The organism is Luteibacter sp. 22Crub2.1 (assembly GCF_900167995.1).
GTDB lineage: Bacteria > Pseudomonadota > Gammaproteobacteria > Xanthomonadales > Rhodanobacteraceae > Luteibacter > Luteibacter mycovicinus.
Map to the genome: position 1 here is coordinate 281,024 of NZ_FUYT01000001.1, position 19,091 is coordinate 300,114.

The window sequence follows — 19,091 nt, forward strand, 5'->3', positions numbered from 1 at the left end:
TTCAGGCCGGTAGTTCACCTCAGGGTGCACGTCCGAATGGCGCGACCGGTGCGGGTCGCGGAATCAGTTTGTTCTGTGCGAGCCGAACCACGGTTCCCACCATCAGGACAGCCATGACCGCGTTGGTGATGACGAACAACACCGGCGCCATGTCGGCGACAGCGCCCGTGAGTCCACGCGCTGTCATCTGAAGCGCATCGCCGGAGAGTGCGGTGACGCCGAAGCTGAAGGCCCAGTAAGCCGGTGCGAAAGCCTGCTTCAGAATCCACGGTAGCAGCCGGATCAATAGAAGCGCCTGCAACAGACCATATCCCCAGATCGCCTGCAGAACGAGATCGGGAGGACCCTTCGTGTTGGCAAGCCAGGCGGCCACGGCGACGACGGGAGGCGCGAGCTGAATGCCGAGCGTGGGGCGCAGCGGCACGGCAAGTGCGCTCGCATTGAAGAGTCGGAAAATGATGATGGATTCCAGCGCGAACCAGCTCAACAGGCCCCCGCCGGCGAACAGGATCCCCCACGAAGAAAACCCGAGGACACCGCATCCTATAGCGATGATGAAGTTTCCGGCCACGGACGGCAGATAGATAATGGGTGTCGTCGTGACGACGTCGCGCTCGCCCTGCAGCATGGCCCCGAATCGCCAGAGCCAGAACGTCACCTGCCCTACCCCGCCGACGACCAGCGCGCCGACGGCAGCGTGGTACGCGTACGGGTGAATCACCAGCGCCATCAGCACGGTCGACGAAGGCGCGAGGCCGATAAAACAGCATTGCACCGGATGCCGCGCTTCCTCGGCAGCCGCCTCACGGTCGAAGCACCACTTGTACGCGTAAGCCACGATGAGCGTTCCCCACACGACGAGCGCGAGGAACATCACCGCTTCACCCACGATCGCCGGCAGTCCCCAGAGGGATGCGGCCACCCGCCAGTTCCCGCCTAGCCCTACGAGGCCGAGGACGATACCGAAGAACGATGCCGGAACGGTTGCGCGGGATGACATGCACAGGGTCCTTTTTTGCAAAGCATCCGGGTCGCATGCCGTGACGTCTAGGAAGAACGCTCCCAAATTGAACGTAATGACAGTCCGCTCCGATGGGTTCGCCGCGAAAGGCGATCAGCCCGCTTGCCCCCAGCACATCCGTACGTGTGCCTGCGCCATGCAATGGATGCCCATGCGCATCAACGCGCCGATCGCTTCCATCCCCAGCGCGACGCGCTGGCAATCCATCGCGTCCGACTCGTGGATCAGGTCGGCTAGCAAGCCATTCAGCCCGCGCGCATATTGCAGCCACTCCGTTGCTTCATTCATGAGGTCATGCGGCGTGGCTCCAGGGTCCGCGTGGTAACTGAGGCCATCGTCCATCGACTGGCGCTGAGACGTATTCATGAAACTCTCCTTGGTAGCAACCCACCCCGCGCATCCAGGTGCGGCACGCCGGGCGTAAGCAAGGCGTGCCGCGGATCAAACGGATTCGCGGGTTCATCGGCTGCCTGAGACCAGGCGCCGGGGCGGCGTGATTGACGAAGTGTGTGGCGGCGTCAGCGCGTTTTGCCGGCCCGGCCGCGTACGCGCCGGATGGTACGGCTGAGAACAAACTCAGTTAAACGGCCGCTGCCGCGGTTCTTCAACCGTGTCTACGAGGTCGGCAGACGTCCCGGTGACCGGTGGGGTTGTCGCCGGGGGGATCCGGCGGGCGAGCGAGTACCGTATGATCGGGGGTAGCCATTTCAACTCTCTTTCAGTTGGATTGGTCAGCGGGTCGAGGGTGTCTCACCACCCTTGGCCCGCGCTTCTCACCGCTTTGAGCGATGGTTGCCTGCGAGGCTTCGAGAGCATCGACGCAGGCAACGGGACAAACCGTAGCAAATCAACTTGCGGTTGTCTGTAGGGGTAGCTGATCTATGCCTTTCGCCACGTGGGGTGAAGTGCCGTAACACACGCATCCAAGCGCACCTGCCGCCGTTGTCGAATAATGGCATCACGACAATTCCTCGAAGAGCATCGCACCATGAGTCAACATCGAACCGCATTGGTAACGGGCGCGTCATCCGGTATCGGATTGACCTATGCCGACCGACTCGCCAGGCGCGGCTTCGATCTCGTGCTGGTCGCACGCCGCACGGACCGCCTCGAGCAGCTTGCCGCTGAGCTCACCCGTGACCATGGGATCAAAGTCACCACCCTCACGGCAGACCTTTCCACGGAGACAGGGTGCCGAAGTGTCGAGCAAGTCATCGCCGATGACGCGAGCGTCGATTTTCTCGTCAACAACGCAGGCATGGGGAAACTTGGTGCCCTCTCCGACACGCAGGTCGACGACCTGGCCACCCTGATCAACGTCAACGTTCTTGCCCTTGCGCGCCTGTCCCTCGCCGCCATGCAGGCGTTCACGAAACGGGGGAGCGGTACCGTCGTGAACATGTGCTCGATCAGTGCGTTTCGCGCTGTCGCCGGTGGAGCGGCCTACAGCGGTTCGAAGGCGTTCGTGCTGAACTTCACCCGCTCGCTGAATCTGGAAACCCGAGGTACGAACGTACGGTTTCAATGCGTGCTGCCTGGTCCGGTAAAAACGGAGTTCTTTGCCGCGGCGGGTGTCGACGACTCCCTGTTTCCGGCGGGTTCGTTTATTACCTCGGAACAGCTCGTCGACGCCGCGCTACGTGGACTCGATCTTGGGGAAGAGGTCACCATTCCCACGCTTGAGGATGCGTCGTCGTTCCAGACCCTCGCCGAGGCTTTCACCCAGTTGCGGGAGGATGCGGGACGGGAAGGCGTCATTGCGACGCGCTACCGAACCTGACGGGACATATCGTGCCTAGGAAGAGCCTGCTCTCGAAGCTCAGCGCCGCATTCGCAGCATGCACTCTCGCGACGGCAACGCCGCAGGCCGCCGAGGCAGCACCGCCGATGTCGTTCGCCGAGCTGGTTTCCGGAGCGATCCCGCTCATCCCTGGCGACGCGGCAACGATGCAGGCGTATCTCCAGTCGCCCATGGTGGCGCCTGCAGACGGGCATAACGGGTGGCGCTATCCGCCCGTGGCTTATCGGACCCGCGAGGGATTCCTTCTGCGCGTTGGGCTTATTTCGGACTGGGAGAGCCCCGCTCCGCCTCCCGTCGTGCGGCTATCGGCCGCCGTGGATGCGGGGCGTTGTGTCAATGGCAAAAAGCTCACTGAAGAGATAACGCGCCGAAGAGGCATCCACTGGACTGCACTCAGCGACAGCGGGAGGCGAAGCGGATGGACCGCCATCGACTCCGCAAAGTACGTGACCGTCAACCAGTGGGGCGACTGCGTGTCGTCGATCGCCATCGACGTTCGTCGGCAGCCCAGAATGTCACCGCCGATTCGGCCGATGAGAATCGACGCCTCCGGCCATGTGGTGCCGGTTGCTTTTCCTCGGCACTGACCGCCTTCGGCATTGAAACGATCAACCGAAGGAGAACGCGCCAGATGACCGTCGACCTGGAACCTCGCATGTGTTGCATGGCTTTCCCGCCCGTGTGAAAGCCCGTTCGATTGAGGCAGGGATTGCATAATGTCACGAGCAAGCGCCACCGGTTGATGGTCGTAGCGCGTAGCAAGTCCTATTGCTCGCATGACTTGCATAAAAAACCGCCTATTTGCGCGTACTTCGCCATTCGCCCAGCGCGGAAATCCGGTTCGCATGAGCGGATGCCGTCCTGCCCTGTGTGTTGATGTTTCAAGCAGACCACAGGGAAGCGAGGTGCGGGCCCACCAGCCGGCGTAAGCACCGGTCGATGCTTGCGAATGCAACAAGCCCAGCGCACGATACATATCGCCTGTGGATGGGACGTCAAGTCCGCCCACATCAGTGCCCGGCGGGCAAGCAGCATGCGGGGAACCGCAGAAAGGGGAACCGAGTGAAGCGACATCCGGTGTGGGGGATCCTCATGACCATGGGCCTTGCCATGGTGCTTGCCCTGCCCGCCCATGCCGACTCTCCCAAGTTCCCAGGCTTCGTCACCAAGTTCTGGGGGGGACGGGATGGAGCGCCTGGCGATATCAACGCGATGGCGCAAACCAGTGACGGCTGGCTCTGGCTCGGAACCTCCTCGGGGTTATACCGATTCGACGGAAAGGCCTTTGCTGCCCAGGACCTTTTGCCCGACGACTACACAGGCTCGCGGCAGGTCATTGACATAGCGGCACGTCCGGACGGCGACCTATGGGTCGTGTACGGGAGCACTGCGGTCGTACATCGGGCAGCGGACGGCGTCGTTTCCCAGCCAGACGGCCTTCCCCGAAGCGGCATCGACGGCCTGTTCTTTGACGGTGGCGGCCGCACCTTCGCCACTGTTGGCGACGCGGTGTATGTCCTGAGCAACGGCCACTGGGTCCGGTGCCGGTCACCCGAATGGCAGCTGCCTGCTGCACCTTTGGAGATCGTGACGATCGACGCCGAGGGCGACGTCATCGCAAACACGGAAAGCGGCGTTTATCGCCTCGCCAAGGGAACCAAGGCTTTCGTCCGCGTCCCGGACATGGATGCGGCGTCACAGCGCTACCTGATCGGCGCACCTGATGGACGGCTGTGGCGAACAAGTCCCACGGGCCTCGAGCTTGTGCCCGGCGCGAGGGCCGCGAAGCCCGCCCCGGGCACAGGCAGCAGTGTATTCGCCTTTGATGGTCGTGGCGGTTTTTGGTCAATGATTGGCGGTTGCCAGACGTTGTGCCTTCGCCGCGCCGGCTTGAGTCCGGCCAAAAAATCGATGGCCGGCAGTGATGTCGAGGCCCTCCCGGAGGGGGCCGATACCCTGCAGCCCATGACCCTCCTTGCCGACCGCGCAGGAAACATCTGGGTCGGGGCAAAGGAAGGACTTGCACGCTTCCATCCCGTCGATACCCGGCCGGTGAACGTCGGTTATGCCGGCTATTATTTTTCAGTGCTGCCGGAAAACGACGGCAGCGTGCTCGTCGGTACGTTTTCCAACTGGAAGCGGGATGACGTGATGCGCTTTTCCCGCGATGGGAAACGCTCGACGCTCGCGAATGAGGACACCGTCTCGCTGGTCCCATGGGAAAACGGAGAGGCCCTCCAGGCGACCCGTTATGCCGCCATCCACCTCGTGGCGGGCGACCGGTGGGTCCGCTGGTCTGACCGGCCCTCCTCCGTGGGCCAGGCCCCGCTCCTGTTCATGCTGCCCCGGGCCAACGGTACGGTATGGGCCGGCGTGCGCAACACCGGGCTGTTTGAGATCTCCCCGCAAGGCTGGGTCCGACGCGGGAAGGCGGATGGACTTCCGGACGAGCCGCCGGTTTTTGGCGCAGCCGACCGGTCCGGCCACACCTGGCTCGCCTATCCGGGCGGGCGGATGCTCCGGGTAGAGGGGGACCGAGCGGCGCGGGAGATGTTGGACACCGGTCTTGGGACCGTGGCGGTCATCTTGCCGGGTGATCCGCTCGTCGTCGCCGGCGAGCGCGGCATCGCGTGGTTCGATGGAACCGCTTTCCATCCGGTGGCTCTGCGAATGCCGGGCGGGCTGAGGGGCGTGACAGGCCTTGCGCGGACGCCGGACGGCGCGCTTTGGGCTTACGGACGCTCGGGTCTTGTCCGCATCGACGCGCATGCGATGCGGGGCGTGTTGGCGGGACAGGAGACGGATGTGCCGTTCCGCATCCTGACCGAGGATGACGGGCTGCAGGGCGCTGGCCAGCAAGGTGGCCTGCCGAGCCTGCATGTCGATGCGGGCGGAATACTGTGGGCAGGCGGAACGCTGGGGCTGGCAACCGTCGACCCAGCCAGACTCCAGGGGCCGGACAAGGTCCACCCTGTCATCCTCTCGATGTCGAGCAGTCACGGGGTGCTCCCGAAAAACGGGGCGACGCTTCCCCCCGACGACACCGCGCTTGAGATCAGTTTCTCCGGCCTGTCCCTGGGCGACCCGAACCACGTGCAGCTTCGCTATCGTTTGAAAGGCATGGACGAGGCATGGCACGACTCCGAGAGCCCCAACACGGTCAAATACGCAAGCCTTGCGCCAGGCGAGTACCGCTTCGAACTCCAGGCAAGAAGCACCGAGGGCGACTGGTCCGCGGTCGTGTCGTCCGCTGCGATCACCCGCACGCCGTCCTTTGTTGAAACCACCCTCTTCCGCTGCCTCGTTGCCCTTGCCGCCGGATTGCTGCTGTTTGGCGCCTATCAATGGCGTATCAGGACGCTGCGCCACCGGCACATGGAACGGACAAAGGCCAAGCTCGCCGAGCGCGACCGCATCGCCAGCGAACTGCACGACTCCATCCTGCAGGGCATGCAGGCCATCTCAATCCGGCTTTCGGCATGGGAACTCGACGCCAACATGCCTGAGTGGATGCGCGATCGCGTCAAGGCACTGTCTCGACAGATGCAGGGCATCGTCCTGGAAGGCCGTGCGCGCGTCGTCGCCCTGCGGAGCGTGGGCCAAGGCAGCATGTCGCTGTCTGATGCGCTTCGGCTCATTGGCGAGGACCATGAGGAGGGTTCAACCGTCGCCTTCGAGCTGACGGTCATCGGGGAAGAAACGGAGCTGCCGGACGCCGTCCAGGTGCCAGTCCTCGACATCCTCAGGGAAGCAGTCCACAACGCCTTCCTCCATGCTGCGGCCAGCACCGTGACCGTCACCCTCGATTTTGCTCCCGGCGCCCTGCGGACCAGTGTGCGCGATGACGGACGGGGCATGCCCGCGGACGTGCTCGAGGCCGGGCGGCGCCCCGGACACTGGGGATTGGTCATCATGCGTGAGCGTGCCGAGGCGGCCGGTGCGCAGTTCGACATCGCGAGCGGTCCGACCGGGACGTGCCTGAGCCTTGGCGTCGCCCTCCCCGACGAGCGGGCGGTCCGGAACCTGCGGCGTAAGAGCGGAAGGAGGACTTCCCGCGTCAGGCAAGCCTAGGCAAACCGGTAACCGCCGCCAATCCAGTTGCTGACAAGCCTTGCATAGGTCGTCGACGCGTCTTCCCAGACAAAGTGCCCTGCTTCGACCACTTCGGCCTTGCAGTGCGGCAGGTTGTCCCTAAGGAACTCGCCGTTCGACGGTGGAACGAACGGGTCGTCGCTGCCCGAGATGGCAAGCACCGGCGTCTTGATGCCGGACAAGGCTGCAGCGAGGCGCGGCAGTTCGGCCGGATAGGCGCGCACAAATTCTGCCGCGTCGTTCCAGCGCTGGCCCTTCGACGCTGCCCGATAGTCTTCAAGCACCTCAGGGGCAATCGGAACGCGGGCGGTCGCCGACACCAGTGCTACAACCTGGTCACCGCCGTCGCCACCTTCAAAGTCGCTGTGTCTGGACGCGACAATCTGCGCGAGCGGGTCGCCCAGCAAATCCATGCTCACCGCCCCGCTACCGGCAACGATGCTCTCGAACAGGTCCGGGCGCTTGGATGCGGCAAAGAGCACAGCAAGCGTTCCCACGTCCGGGGCGACTACATGGGCGCGGGTCAGGCCGATCGCCGGCATGAGTTCCATGACAAAGTCGCCCATGGCTTCCGGCGACATCAGTGCCTTGCTGGCCTCCGATTGACCAAAGCCCGGGAGGTCGACAGCAATCACCGGGCCGAGGCGACACATGTCTGCCCAGATGAAATTGAACGCGAAAATACTCTCGGGCCACGGGCAGGTCAGAAGAAGCGGAATGCCGTCCCCCTGCCGTGATGCAATGAACCGCACTCGCACGCCTGCGACTTCGAGAAACGAGACTTCTTCTTTGAGCAGTACCTTGACCATGTCGTTCAAACTCGTTTGATGGGCCGGCACAAATGGCATGCCGGTCCCGTTTTCAATGTTCCGGAGACCAGACAGACCGTGGAGCCGGCCCGACGATGCGGCCTTGAAGGATGCGTGTCACACCTGCTGGAGGAACTCGCGAACGTGCGCAACGTACGTCGATGCGTACTGGTAAATCGCACCGTGCCCCGAATTGGGATAGACGATCAGCGTCGCGTTGGGCAAACCGGCTGCCAGCACAAACGAATTTTTCGTCGGAATCATCGTGTCGTTGTCGCCATTGGTCACGAGGACGCGGTGCGGAATGCGGGCAAGCTTGCCCGCAACGTCACCTTTCCAGTTCGCCCATGCAATCATGGCGCTGAGCTGTGCGGGGGCGACGTCGGGGCCGGCCGGCGGATCGATGTCTGCCGTGCGCATCCCGAGCCGTGCGACAAAGGCATCCGCTGCGGCCTGTCCTGCGGATGTTGCCGGGAAGAAGAGATGCTTGAGCTTTTCGCTCATGGGCATGGTTGCGTCGACATAGATGGCCACGAGCTCCGGCCGGTCCATGCCAGCACCTTCGCCGCCTTCCGGCGCGCTGCCTGAGATGACCATCCGGTCGATGAGGTCAGGCCGGGCAATAGCCATGTTCTGGGCGAGGAAGCCACCGAGCGAGAAACCCAGAATGTGGAGCTTTGGGAGACCGAGGGCATCGACAAACCTCAGCGCATGCTGGGTCATGCCGTCGATGGACGTCGGAACCGCACCACTGGATCCGCCGATGCCCGCGTTTTCAAACAGGATGACCTCGCGGTCTTTGGCCAGTTCATCAATGATGGCCGGGTCCCAGTTGTCGAGCGTGCCAGTGAAGTGCTGCAGGCAGACCATGGGCGTGCTGCCAGTGGCACCAAAGCGTCGGTACGCATAGCGGTTGCCGTCGACGTCGAGGTGCTGCGTCGGCGCGGTGGCCGAAGTATGAGCGGTGGAAGTCATGGTCTGTCCTTGGTGGAAGTCGTCGGGCGATTGCGCCCTTCAGGTAAACCGGATGTCGAACAGGTCCACGCCGACGATGAGCGGCTCGGCAAGGGACGTGTTGTCGGCAGTGCGGGGGAAAATGCGAAACCGCGTCGGCATCTTCAGGCCCTGGACTTCGACGTAGTCGGAGATGTAGCGCGCCGCCTGGTTCTTGCCCTGGATATCGACTTCGTAATCGTGGCGACGGCAAAGACCATCGGCATCGAAGTAAAACGTCTGCACCGCGCTGTGGGTGGCGAATGCTTCCGGGAACGTCGCCCGCAGCCGACGCCAGGGCTGCCCGTCGACCACCCAGGGCTCGATTTCCTCGATGAGGATGCCGTCGCCCGCAAGCACAAACGGCGCGCGGAGATACGTCGACATCGTGTAGCCGGCAAAATAGGCGAGCTGCGGGTTCGACCATGGCGTCTCGAGCTCATAGCCTTCAAACGAGGCCCTCGGGTTGTCGAGAACTTCGACGACCGCGTTGTCGGGGGCGACAATCTCCACCCGCTTTGGTGTGAACGACGAGCGATTGGGGGTCGGAGCAAACGGCGAGTGGGAGACGTGCTGCGTTTTGAGGTCGACGGAGACTTCAGAGTCGGTAAGCACACCGATCCGCTGCTTGAGTGCCCAGAGCACGCCTGTGTGGTGGAGCTTCGCAGAGACTTTGGAGAACGCATCAAAGCGCTCCAGGCCACCTGCAGCGTCCATCGCAAGTCGGAGAAGGTCGTTCATGGCGTCGCTGTTCCATTCGTCATGCTGTCAAACCAGCCTTGTCCTGAGCGTGGCGGATGGGCGTGGTTTGTTCTTGGACCGCACCACTTTCGGACCGCGGGTTTGAGTCAAAAAAACGGACACGGCAAGCCGCCGTCTGGTTTCAGCCGGTCTGGTTCTGTGATGCTTGCGCGGTTGTGGTTGAGTGCGCGCTGGTAGCCGACCGAGCCATCGGCATGCGGGCGGATGCGACCCATGCGGCCACGAGCACGCGCATTGCCAACGCATCCGTCTTTGATGCCATCCTGACCCTCTCCCGCGTTTACCCCCTTGCAATATCAGGCAAGAAAAAGAGAAGGGCCGCTCCCGCCTGGACGCGGCCTTTTTTTCGCAGCCGGAAAACCGGAGGGCATCAGCCCCGGGGAATGGGATTGTCCACAAGGGCCTGGTTGCGACTGGCGATGCGCTCGTATTCCTCACTCCGCGGCACCTTGAGCATGTCTCGGACACGCTCAACGTAAATGCCGGTGCTGCCGGTCGCCAGCTGCGCCATCGTGTCTTTGATGTAGACATCGAGCGGCATCGCACGCGGGTCATCGCTCTTGTGGATGAGGTCGGTGTTGACCCAGGGCGGCGCAATCTCGATGTCCTGAAAGGGAAGAAGAGCCCTGGCTCTGGTTGCCAGACCCCGCATCAATGGGGGCCGTGGGCGCGTCATCGATGACCAACTGGCTGCAAATCCGGACATCGTGGTGCTGGAAGACCAGGTAGTCCGACCGGACAGGGTGTCCGGTCGGCCACCGGGACTCGCTCAGGCTGCCGGGAAGTCCGCGTCGAGCACGACGCGGTAGTTGGCCTTGCCGGATTTCAGATGTGCAATGGCGTCGTTGATGCGGCTCATCGGGAAATGCTCGGTCCGTGGTGCGATACCGTGGTGTTCGGCAAAGCGCAGCATCCTCGCCATGGACCCGCGAGCACCGGCCGGCGACGACGAGACCGACGCCTGGGGCAGCAGGAGTGACATGACATGTAGCGGGATCGGTTCGGCCGGAATGCCCACAATGTGCAGGCGCCCCTTCGGACCCAGCAACTGCAAGATGGCGTCCCACTCAAGGGTTGCACCCACCGTTACGATGATGAGGTCAAAGGTACCCCGGATGGCGTCCCACTCAGCCCCTGGGTGGGTGGTGACCACGTGGTCGGCACCGAGCGACAGAATGTCCTTGCGCTTGTCGGCGTTCGACGAAAAAGCCGTGACTTCACAGCCCCAGGCATGCAGGAACTGGAGCGCCAGATGGCCGAGGCCGCCGATCCCGATGACACCGACCTTGTCGGTCGGTCGCACATCAAATTCGACGAGTGGCGAAAAAACCGTGATGCCCGCACAAAACAGCGGCCCGGAGGACGCGGGGTCGAGGCCTTCGGGAAGCGGGATAGTCCACAGCCAATGGACTTTCATCCGGCTGGCAAAGCCGCCGTGGTGGCCGATGATGGTCCCCTCGAGCTCGCGGCAGAGGTGATTGGCCCCGTCCAGGCATGGGTCGCAGTGCAGGCAGCTTGCCCGGTTCCAACCCACGCCAACCCACTGGCCTTCCTCCAGGCCCTTGCTTTTGGCCGTTTCGCCAAGCCGCACAACCCGTCCCACCACTTCGTGGCCGGCAACGAGGGGAAACGTGACAAAACCCGGTTCGTTGTCGATGAACGATAGGTCGGTGTGGCACAGACCGCAGTAGACGACCTCAACCTCGACTTCCTCAAGGCCCAATTTGCCGAGCTCATAGCGGAACGGCTCAAGGGCCTGACCGGCTTCGTTTGCGACCCATGCGTTTACTTGTGACATGACAATCTCCAGGTGCCAGGCGAGTCTCTGGTTGAAGCCGCCGGAAAAATGGGAGCAGCAACACCGCCTGCGCCCATCAGGCGTCGGTCAGACGCCGCGATAGACAAGGGTTGTAAAAAGAGCGGGGCTGATGACCGCCTGGCCCCACCGGGCGTCAAACGCCTGGGTGGGTTTGGCGGCGATGACCTGCTCGAGCGAGAGTCCCTGCTTTTTCAAGCCGGCGACCTTGTCACGGATGGAAACGAGCATGTCGCGGTACGCGATGAGGTCGGCCTTCGTTCCTTCCGGTCCGTGGCCCGGAACAACGATGGTATGCGCCGTCACCAGACTGACGTTTTCGTCGGCGGCGGCAATCATGCCGTTGATGCCACCGCCTTCGGCGTAGTCAATGAACGGATAAAGACCGTTCCACCATGTGTCACCGGTAAAGAGCACATCCGCCTGTTTGAAATAGACCGACAAGTCGCCGTCCGTGTGGGAAGCCACGTAGGGCCGGATGAGGACGCTTTCGCCATCGAACGGCATGGTCTTGTCACCTTTGACAATCAGCGTCGGCCGGGCGTCCTTCTCCACCGGCTCGAAGGTATGCCCCCATTCTTCTACGCGAATGCTTTCGCCGAGGTGCTTTGCCGTCTGCGCGCTTGCGATGATGGTCGCGCCATCCTGGTGGACCCAGCCGTTGCCGTCCGCATGGTCCCAGTGCCAGTGGGTGTTGACCATGTAGCGCAAAGGCCCTTTTGACAGCTTTTTGAGCACGTACTCGATTTTCGGGCGCGACACGGCGATGCCAGCGTCGACCATGAAAATGCCGTCCTGGCCAACGAGTGCCCCGATGTTGCCGCCCGAACCGTAAAGGGCGCTGACGCCACCACGAAGTTCCTTGACGGTAACCGGGGCTGTCGCGGTTGCCTCGTTGATTTTCGCATACGGGGTGTCATCGCTCGCCGCCGCGCCCATGGCGGCCAGGGAGAGAAACAGTGCCGCGGCAAGCGCGCGCATGTCGATGGTTGCCTTCGGTTTCATGAACCCTCCTCGCAGGAATAAAAAAGAACAGGTGTTGCCAGCCTTGCGGTCGGAACGCCCCTGTCGGCCGATCCGCACCTCCTCGAAAAAATCGTCCGTCCTGGTCCGCCGCCCTCTGGCCGCGCCGCACGGGATGGTGATGCGCTCATCACCCAGTGACGTGCACGTTCGACCCGGCGCCATCCGACTCTTTAGCCGAGCGTGATGTGCGACAGCTCGATGGAGACCACGAGGGGCTCTGCCATGCGCTGACCGTCCGGCTGGCGCGGGTAGATGGCACGCTTGGTCGGGAACTTGATGCCTTCGACCGTCGTGTAGTCGGAAACGTAATGGGCGCCGGGGGTGTTGCCGGCAATTTCCACGTCGTAATCCAGGCGGCGCACGAGACCGTCGGGCCCGATGTAGAGCGCCTGGGCCTTGCTGAATACCTCGAGGGAATCGGGGTACCGCACGTTGACCTTGCGCCACGTTTCGCCGTTTTCCTCCCAGGGACCAGCGTCCTCGCATTCGACGCCGTCCCACGCAAGAACGAACGGCGTGTTGAGGTACGTCCACATCGCGCACCCTGCAAAGAAGGCGAGCTGCAGGTCATCCCACGGGGTATCGAGCGCGTGGCCGGCGAACGATTCGCGTGGATTGTCCAACGCGGTGATGACCTCGTCGTTCCCATCGAGCAGTGCAATGCGATGGGTCGCGAAATCGCTGCGGGCCGCAATGCTGCCAAAGGGCGCATGCGACGCCCACTGGATGTCGGTTGCGACCGTCACGGTCGTGTGGTCGAGAATGCCGCCCTTGCCCTTCAGGCCCCACAGCGCCCCGCCCTGGTCGAGCGTTGCACTGACCTGACGAAACTTGAGCCACGTGTGGAGACCACCGTGCGCGTTGATGATGTCTTCGGAAATCTTGTTCATGGAACACCTCAAAAGTGAGAAACCGGCCCTGGCGAAATGGATGCCGGCCGTGTCAGACCGGGCGTGACTCAAGCGTGTTCGGAGAGGACAAAGGCGGCAATGTGGCGCGCGGCCTCATGCGGGTACTGGTGCTGCGGTGCGTGACCTGCGCTGGGAAACGTGACCAGGCAAAGCGTCGGAAGCTGGGCATTGAGCGCGTACCAGTTCTCGACGGGGAAGGCGATATCGTGGTCTGCGCCGAGGTGGAGCACAGGCACCGCCGTGTTCTTGAGCACGTGGAGGACGGCATCGACCGGGAACATGGGATTGCGAGGGGCACCACCGAGTTGCTCAGCCGCCCATTCATGCGGCACGTCGGGGCTGGATCCTGTAGTCCTCAGTGCAAGCCGGGCAAGTGAGCGGTGCCCAGCATTGACGCTTGCTGGCGCACCCGGTTCGAAAAAGAGCCGGATGGCATCGTCGGCATCGTTCTGCCGACGGGCAAGGTCGTAAAACAGCTGCTCGCTGCTCTTGACCAGATGCCCGGGTGGCGTCGTGGCCATAAGGACAACATGGCTTACCAGCGCCGGTGCCTGGGCGAGGACGATTTGCGCAGCGATGCCACCGAGCGACCATCCCCCCATGGCCACGTCGCGCAGCTGGAGGGCGCTGATGAGTTCGATGGCATCTTTGGCGAGTGAAGCAGGGTTGTAGGTTGGCGTGCCTGTCGACTGGCCGAGGCCGGTGTAATCGAACACCGTGACCTGAAAACCCTGAGCGGCGAGCGCGTCAAGAAACAACGGGTCCCAAGAATCCATTGTCCCGCGAAAACGCACGGCGAGGACCAACGGCTTGCCACTGCCGATGGTGCGGTAGGCAAGGCGCCGGTCGGCGAGTTCGACAAACTTCGTTTCCGATGTGACGCTCTGGAATGACTGTGTCATTGGGGGCCTCTTTGTTGTCAGGGGTGAGAGCACTGCTTGCGTGGCAGCGGGGGCCGAGGCCGTGGCCGACACGTGAGAGCCGTTGACCGGACAAAGACGTTGGCCCGCCACCTTTTCCCAAACCGTAGCGCGGGCGCACGCACAGCTCTTGAAGCGGGCGGTGGAAATTGACCAATGCCATACAGAAAGTGCGCAACCGGATTGGTCGGCCCATCCGACCACCTTGGGGGTTTCGACAAAACACGTCTTCGACGCGCGTCATTTGCGGCTCCGACAGACCACATGCACTGGCGATGTCGCCAACGACGATGCTCCGCCCCGCTTGCCGGTCCATGTAGGCCAGCGCGCGCCGTTTTCGGCTGCATCGATACCCTCCAGAGACTTAGTGTGCGGAGACTACCGAAGGCGTTCACATTTCGAAGGTCGAAAATCCATCAAATACGGACAAGGATTCGTGGAGACCGGTCGAAAGGTGCGTGCCATGACCCGGCAAACGCGGTCCGGATGGTAATGTTGAGGGTTTCACGAGAGAGGTGTTGTGATGCGGCGGGTTGGCATGATTGTTTACCCTGATTTCCAGGTCCTCTGCTTTGCTGCCTTTTCCGTGTTTGAAGTGGCCAACCGCGAGGCCGGCAAGCGCCTTTACGATCTGGAGGTCCTCGGCAACGGTGGCGGAGCGGTCCGCAGCTCGTTTGGCCAGGATGTCACTTGCGCCCCTCTTGTCGACACCGGCTTTGACACGATGCTGGTGGGCGTGGGCATCGACGTTCCCGACCACGACCCCGCAGTCTCCGAGTTTCTCGTCGACACCAGCGCGCGAACGCGACGCATCGCCTCCATCTGCCTTGGCAGCTTTGTCCTCGGGGACGCGGGCCTGCTCGACGGGCACAAGGCGACAACGCACTGGAACTTCGGCGACCGGATGCGGGCGCGCTTTCCCAGGTGCACCGTGGACCTCGACCGCATCTACGTGCAGAGCGGCCGCATCTGGTCGTCTGCGGGCATGTCGGCCGGCATCGACCTCGCACTGGGTCTTGTCGAGGAAGACCACGGCCGAGAACTGACGGCGATGATTGCCAAAGGCATGGTGCTCCATCACCGGCGTGCCCCAGGCCAGTCCCAGCACTCAACCCTGCTGGACATCGATGCACGCTCCGACCGTATCCAGGCAAGCCTTGCGCATGCCAGGCGGAACCTGCGGAACGAGCTCAGCGTCGCGGAACTTGCCGCGATCGCGCACCTGAGTCCCCGGCACTTTGCGCGGGCATTCCGTGCCGAAACCGGCCGGACGCCGGCCCAGGCGGTCGCCGCGTTGCGCATGGAACAGGCCCGCATGCTCATCGCCCAGGGAACCTTGTCGATGGAGACCATCGCCCGCGACACGGGTTTTGGCGACACCGAGCGGATGCGACGCGCATTCGTGCGAGGACAGGGCACAGCCCCGACCGAATTGCGTCGGCGTTTGCGCATGGATCGCGAGACCGAGGGCGAATAGACCGGAGACAGGGCCGGGAACATGCGGCATGCCGCCAGCTCGGGACCGACGAAGACGAACTCATCGCGTCACTGGGGCGCGGGCCGCGTCACAGGCCAGCCGTTACCCGCTGCCAAGGGTGGCAACGTCACCGCAAACCGGGTCGACCACGCGGCGGGAGCGAGCTCAAGTGCGATGGTTCCCCCATGCGCTTCGATGAGCGAGCGGCAAATGGGAAGACCAATGCCGAGTCCGCCTTCCTTGGTGGTAAAGAAGCTGTCGAACAGGCGCTTTGCCTGCCGGGCGGTAACACCCGCGCCCATGTCATCGACCACCACGCACACGCCACCCTCCCGCTCCAGGGTCGTGATGCGGATGTTCCTTAGCCGCTCCGGGGTATGCTTCATTGCCTGTGCGGCATTGAGAGACAGGTTGATGACGACCTGCTGGAGCTGGACATCATCGCCAATGACCAGTGGAAGCCCCTCCGCCAGAACCGTCTCGATTTCCGTACCCATGCGGCGGCACTCGTCCCTGACCACCGCTACCGCGTCGAGCACCGTCCGGTTGATGCCTAGGGGCTGATAGATCGGTTCGGCGCGCTTGGCCATGCTGTGGATGCGGGCGAGGATTTCCGTTGCCCGGATGGCCTGGGCTGACGAGCGGGACGCGAGCTCGCGCAGCTCGGCATGGTCGGGGGCCGGATGGTTGAGCGTTCGCAGCACGGTCTGTGAGTCGAGCATGATGGCGGTCAGCGGCTGGCTCACCTCGTGGACAATCGACGCGGCAAGTTCGCCAAGAACCGCCACGCGTCCTGCATGAGCAAGGTCCGAGCGCGTCCTCGCGAGCACCTGCCGCGCTCGTGACATTTCACTGACGTCGGCCAGGCTCGCAATCATTACCCCTGGACGGGATGTCATGGGTTGGTACACCGACGACACCAGGCAGTTGAACGTCGTTCCCCCAGGCCGCGTCATCAGCACCTGGGACTCGTACGTCGTGAGACCTGAAAACCGCGCCAAAAGGAACTGACGGTATGCCGGCAGCGCCCGTGCCCAATAGCGACGAAGGCTGATGAATGCGTCTTCCCGGGTCGCCACGCGCATCAGGTGCACGAAGCTCGCGTTGACGGCGACGACGGTGCAGCTGTCGAGCGCCTCTTCGACAAAATCCGGATGGGCGTCCATGTAGGCGCCAAGGTCGTCGACGCCGGAAAGGCGCAGCCGGGCGAGAACGTTATCAAGCTGCGAGCAGTCAATTTCGACGTTGGCCGCGGGACTGGAATTGAAAAGCTCGAGGTAGCGTTGCTCGCTCGCTTCTGCCTCTTTTCGGGCGCGTCGGGTCTCCGAGATGTCGACAACGCCAACGAGAACCTGGCCGCGCTGCACTTCCGGCCACGGCATGCTCGCGGTAAACAGTGCGTCGAAACGGGCGCCGGACAGGGTCAAGAAAGTGCATTCGGCGCTGTAGGTCTCGTGACGATTCAACGCCGCAAGCACGCTTGAAGCGAACACATGCAGGCTTTCGTCGGGCCAGACCTGATTGAGGTCTTCAAACAACGCGTCTCGCCGGCCTTCCCCGAAAAGCTCAACGGTGCGTTCGTTGAACGAGAGGATTTTCATCTGTCCGATGAGTGTGCGGACCGCAGCCGGGTTTCCTGCAAGGTACCCATGTAAGTCGACAATGCCCTCTTCCCGCCATTGGCTGACGATAGCTGTCGCGCCGAGCAACTCAAGATGCCAGAACGATGCCGGCATGGCGTTGAAGAGATTTTCGTAGCGGTGGCTGACCTTCTCGAGCACGCGCGAGGGCTGAATGTTCTGCGTGATATCGCGCCCAAACTCCACAATCCCGCTCGGCGTTTCTCCCGTGGCGCCATAGGGCATGCGAAAGACGTCGACGCGGCGCATCGACCCGTCGCGGGCAAAACGCCGGAAGACGCCGCGAAAGGGATCGAACAAGGGCGGAGGCGAATCGGCGGGAATGCCTTCAATGGTGCAGCGCAGACGGTCACGCATGTTGCTGCCGACGACATCATCGCTCGACCAGCCGTAGAGGCGTTCGCTCGCTGCATTCCATGCGAGAACCTCGCCCTTTGCGCCGAGCAGAACAATGCTCTCCGGGGAAAGCTGGAGCATGTCGTCATTTTTCGGCATCTGGAACCTCAGATCGTGCTGGTCATCAAGCGGTCAGAACGTGCTGGCGCCGGCGCCAGGCGCCCGGCGGGACGCCTACAAGGCGGGAGAACTGTCTGGTGAAATGGCACTGTTCGCTGAAGCCGCAGGCAGCGGCAACCGTCTCGAGACTGGCCGAATCATTGGTCAGCATCCTCTGGGCGAGCTCGACACGACGCTGGATGACCCACTGGCGTATCGACGCGCCGAAGCTCAGGCGAAATGCGATGGAAAATCGTGCCGAAGACATCCCGCACTGTGCAGCGACGTCCGCCGTGGTAAATCCTTCCTGCATTCTTGCATCCATGAAGGCCACGGCTTGCTCGCTTTGCCACGTGGCGAGCTTGCGGACGTCTGCGCCTGCGGATGTCCCCTTTGCGTGCTCCCCGTGTGCGAGCCTGATTGCAAGGGCCACTTCCACCAGTGCCGGGGCCGGAAAAGGACGCTGTTCAAGCATCCGGACCAGGATGGCGGCAAGGCGTGCTGCCACGGACATGCCCTCTGCCGGCGCGTCAACGGGACGCAGCACAAGGCCCAGATCCACGTTGCCCAACGCATCATTGAACGCGATGAGGATGGGCCGGTCGATGACACCCGGAAAGTGCACGGCGCCGAGCGCCTGACGGGACCACAGTGCATCGATGGTTCGCTCCAGCGGCAAACCCGAGTGGTCGGCTACGCTGGAGTGAAGGGCGTCGACCACGACTCCCGCGAGGGGGAGCGGCATGAACTGGGCTGACATGTCTTCTCGCACGGTATTCTCCTGCATGTTGCGTCTCACGACTCACGTCTGGTCGTCGGCGGTCCTGCCATTGAGGTCTGGAGCCAGCCAAACACAGCGGGCGCGGCCCCTTTGGGCCACATCCGAGAGTCGCTCTACGTTACGTCTGGCCATGGAAGACACCTGTCGGGAATGTCCCGCGTCTACGCCCACACCCTCACACTGCCCCGGCTCACGGTTTGCGAGCATTTGCCTGACGTTGACGCGTCGGCGGTCCGACGCTCAGTCATTCGTGGATGCATCCGGGCTGCACAGGCCGAGGTCATGCCGCTAGAACTACGGCGCCACCCTTGGTTGTCATTAGACCGAACCCTTCACACAGTCGATACCCTCGATATGGGCAAAAACGGCGGCGTGTCCGTTTTTGCCCTGCTTATGACCGTCGAGGCGTCCGCTACATCAGGCATCCACTGCAGGCAGCGAAAAACTGTCAACTTTCTTTGCGTATTTCACCCTTTCGAGCGTTGCGCTGCCGATTTCGCTTCCCGCATCATGCAGGTCGTTTGCCTCCGGCAAGCCAGCCCGGGGC

16 protein-coding genes are annotated in these 19,091 nt (G+C 62.9%); 4 read left to right on the forward strand and 12 right to left on the reverse strand.

Going from position 1 to position 19,091, the window contains the following annotated elements:
- Window positions 1-19: 19 nt before the first annotated feature.
- Together tehA and B5X73_RS01225 are read right to left on the reverse strand one after the other, a co-directional pair.
- On the reverse strand, window positions 20-1,000 hold the full coding sequence (gene tehA, locus B5X73_RS01220) for a dicarboxylate transporter/tellurite-resistance protein TehA (RefSeq protein ID WP_079520182.1): 981 nt from the start codon (window positions 998-1,000) through the stop codon (window positions 20-22).
- A 114-nt stretch (window positions 1,001-1,114) separates the two neighbouring features.
- Window positions 1,115-1,387 carry a hypothetical protein gene (locus tag B5X73_RS01225; protein WP_079520183.1) on the reverse strand — a complete coding sequence of 91 codons (273 nt, stop codon included), beginning with the start codon at window positions 1,385-1,387 and terminating at the stop codon, window positions 1,115-1,117.
- Window positions 1,388-2,009: 622 nt separating this feature from the next.
- Here B5X73_RS01225 and B5X73_RS01230 point away from each other — a divergent pair.
- From B5X73_RS01230 to B5X73_RS01240, 3 genes are all read left to right on the forward strand, one after another.
- Window positions 2,010-2,801 (forward strand): SDR family NAD(P)-dependent oxidoreductase, encoded by a 792-nt coding sequence (locus B5X73_RS01230; RefSeq protein ID WP_079520185.1) that lies wholly within the window; start codon window positions 2,010-2,012, stop codon window positions 2,799-2,801.
- A 107-nt stretch (window positions 2,802-2,908) separates the two neighbouring features.
- On the forward strand, window positions 2,909-3,409 hold the full coding sequence (locus B5X73_RS01235; protein ID WP_079520187.1) for a hypothetical protein: 501 nt from the start codon (window positions 2,909-2,911) through the stop codon (window positions 3,407-3,409).
- A 505-nt stretch (window positions 3,410-3,914) separates the two neighbouring features.
- The gene (locus B5X73_RS01240) at window positions 3,915-6,893 is read left to right on the forward strand and encodes a sensor histidine kinase (RefSeq protein WP_176167678.1); all 2,979 of its coding nucleotides are present in this window, start codon (window positions 3,915-3,917) and stop codon (window positions 6,891-6,893) included.
- Here the strand turns inward: B5X73_RS01240 and B5X73_RS01245 are convergent.
- The 8 genes from B5X73_RS01245 to B5X73_RS01280 form a co-directional block, all read right to left on the reverse strand.
- Entirely contained in the window at window positions 6,890-7,723 is an 834-nt protein-coding gene (locus B5X73_RS01245; RefSeq protein ID WP_079520190.1) for an alpha/beta fold hydrolase, read from the reverse strand. The genes B5X73_RS01240 and B5X73_RS01245 overlap by 4 nt on opposite strands.
- Before the next feature lie 117 nt (window positions 7,724-7,840).
- Window positions 7,841-8,698 (reverse strand): alpha/beta fold hydrolase, encoded by an 858-nt coding sequence (locus B5X73_RS01250; protein WP_079520192.1) that lies wholly within the window; start codon window positions 8,696-8,698, stop codon window positions 7,841-7,843.
- Window positions 8,699-8,737: 39 nt separating this feature from the next.
- The gene (locus B5X73_RS01255) at window positions 8,738-9,457 is read right to left on the reverse strand and encodes a hypothetical protein (RefSeq protein WP_079520194.1); all 720 of its coding nucleotides are present in this window, start codon (window positions 9,455-9,457) and stop codon (window positions 8,738-8,740) included.
- A 391-nt stretch (window positions 9,458-9,848) separates the two neighbouring features.
- Window positions 9,849-10,130 carry a Rossmann-fold NAD(P)-binding domain-containing protein gene (locus B5X73_RS20850; RefSeq protein WP_079520196.1) on the reverse strand — a complete coding sequence of 94 codons (282 nt, stop codon included), beginning with the start codon at window positions 10,128-10,130 and terminating at the stop codon, window positions 9,849-9,851.
- A gap of 117 nt (window positions 10,131-10,247) precedes the next feature.
- A complete protein-coding gene (locus tag B5X73_RS01265) occupies window positions 10,248-11,276 on the reverse strand; it encodes an NADPH-dependent aldehyde reductase Ahr (protein WP_079520198.1) in 1,029 nt (342 codons plus the stop codon).
- Window positions 11,277-11,363: 87 nt separating this feature from the next.
- Complete coding sequence (locus B5X73_RS01270) at window positions 11,364-12,299, reverse strand: MBL fold metallo-hydrolase (protein WP_079520200.1); 936 nt, start codon at window positions 12,297-12,299, stop codon at window positions 11,364-11,366.
- A 191-nt stretch (window positions 12,300-12,490) separates the two neighbouring features.
- A complete protein-coding gene (locus tag B5X73_RS01275; RefSeq protein WP_079520202.1) occupies window positions 12,491-13,210 on the reverse strand; it encodes a hypothetical protein in 720 nt (239 codons plus the stop codon).
- A 68-nt stretch (window positions 13,211-13,278) separates the two neighbouring features.
- Window positions 13,279-14,133, reverse strand: coding sequence for an alpha/beta fold hydrolase (locus tag B5X73_RS01280; RefSeq protein ID WP_079520203.1), 855 nt, complete (start codon window positions 14,131-14,133; stop codon window positions 13,279-13,281).
- 556 nt (window positions 14,134-14,689) lie between these two features.
- Here B5X73_RS01280 and B5X73_RS01285 point away from each other — a divergent pair.
- Window positions 14,690-15,628, forward strand: a complete 939-nt coding sequence (locus tag B5X73_RS01285) for a GlxA family transcriptional regulator (RefSeq protein WP_254857192.1) — start codon at window positions 14,690-14,692, stop codon at window positions 15,626-15,628.
- Between the two features lie 68 nt (window positions 15,629-15,696).
- On the opposite strand, the gene B5X73_RS01290 is transcribed toward B5X73_RS01285, so the two are convergent.
- Entirely contained in the window at window positions 15,697-17,745 is a 2,049-nt protein-coding gene (locus B5X73_RS01290) for an ATP-binding protein (RefSeq protein ID WP_217699716.1), read from the reverse strand.
- A gap of 43 nt (window positions 17,746-17,788) precedes the next feature.
- Window positions 17,789-18,550 carry a helix-turn-helix domain-containing protein gene (locus tag B5X73_RS01295; protein WP_079520209.1) on the reverse strand — a complete coding sequence of 254 codons (762 nt, stop codon included), beginning with the start codon at window positions 18,548-18,550 and terminating at the stop codon, window positions 17,789-17,791.
- Between the last annotated feature and the right edge of the window lie 541 nt (window positions 18,551-19,091).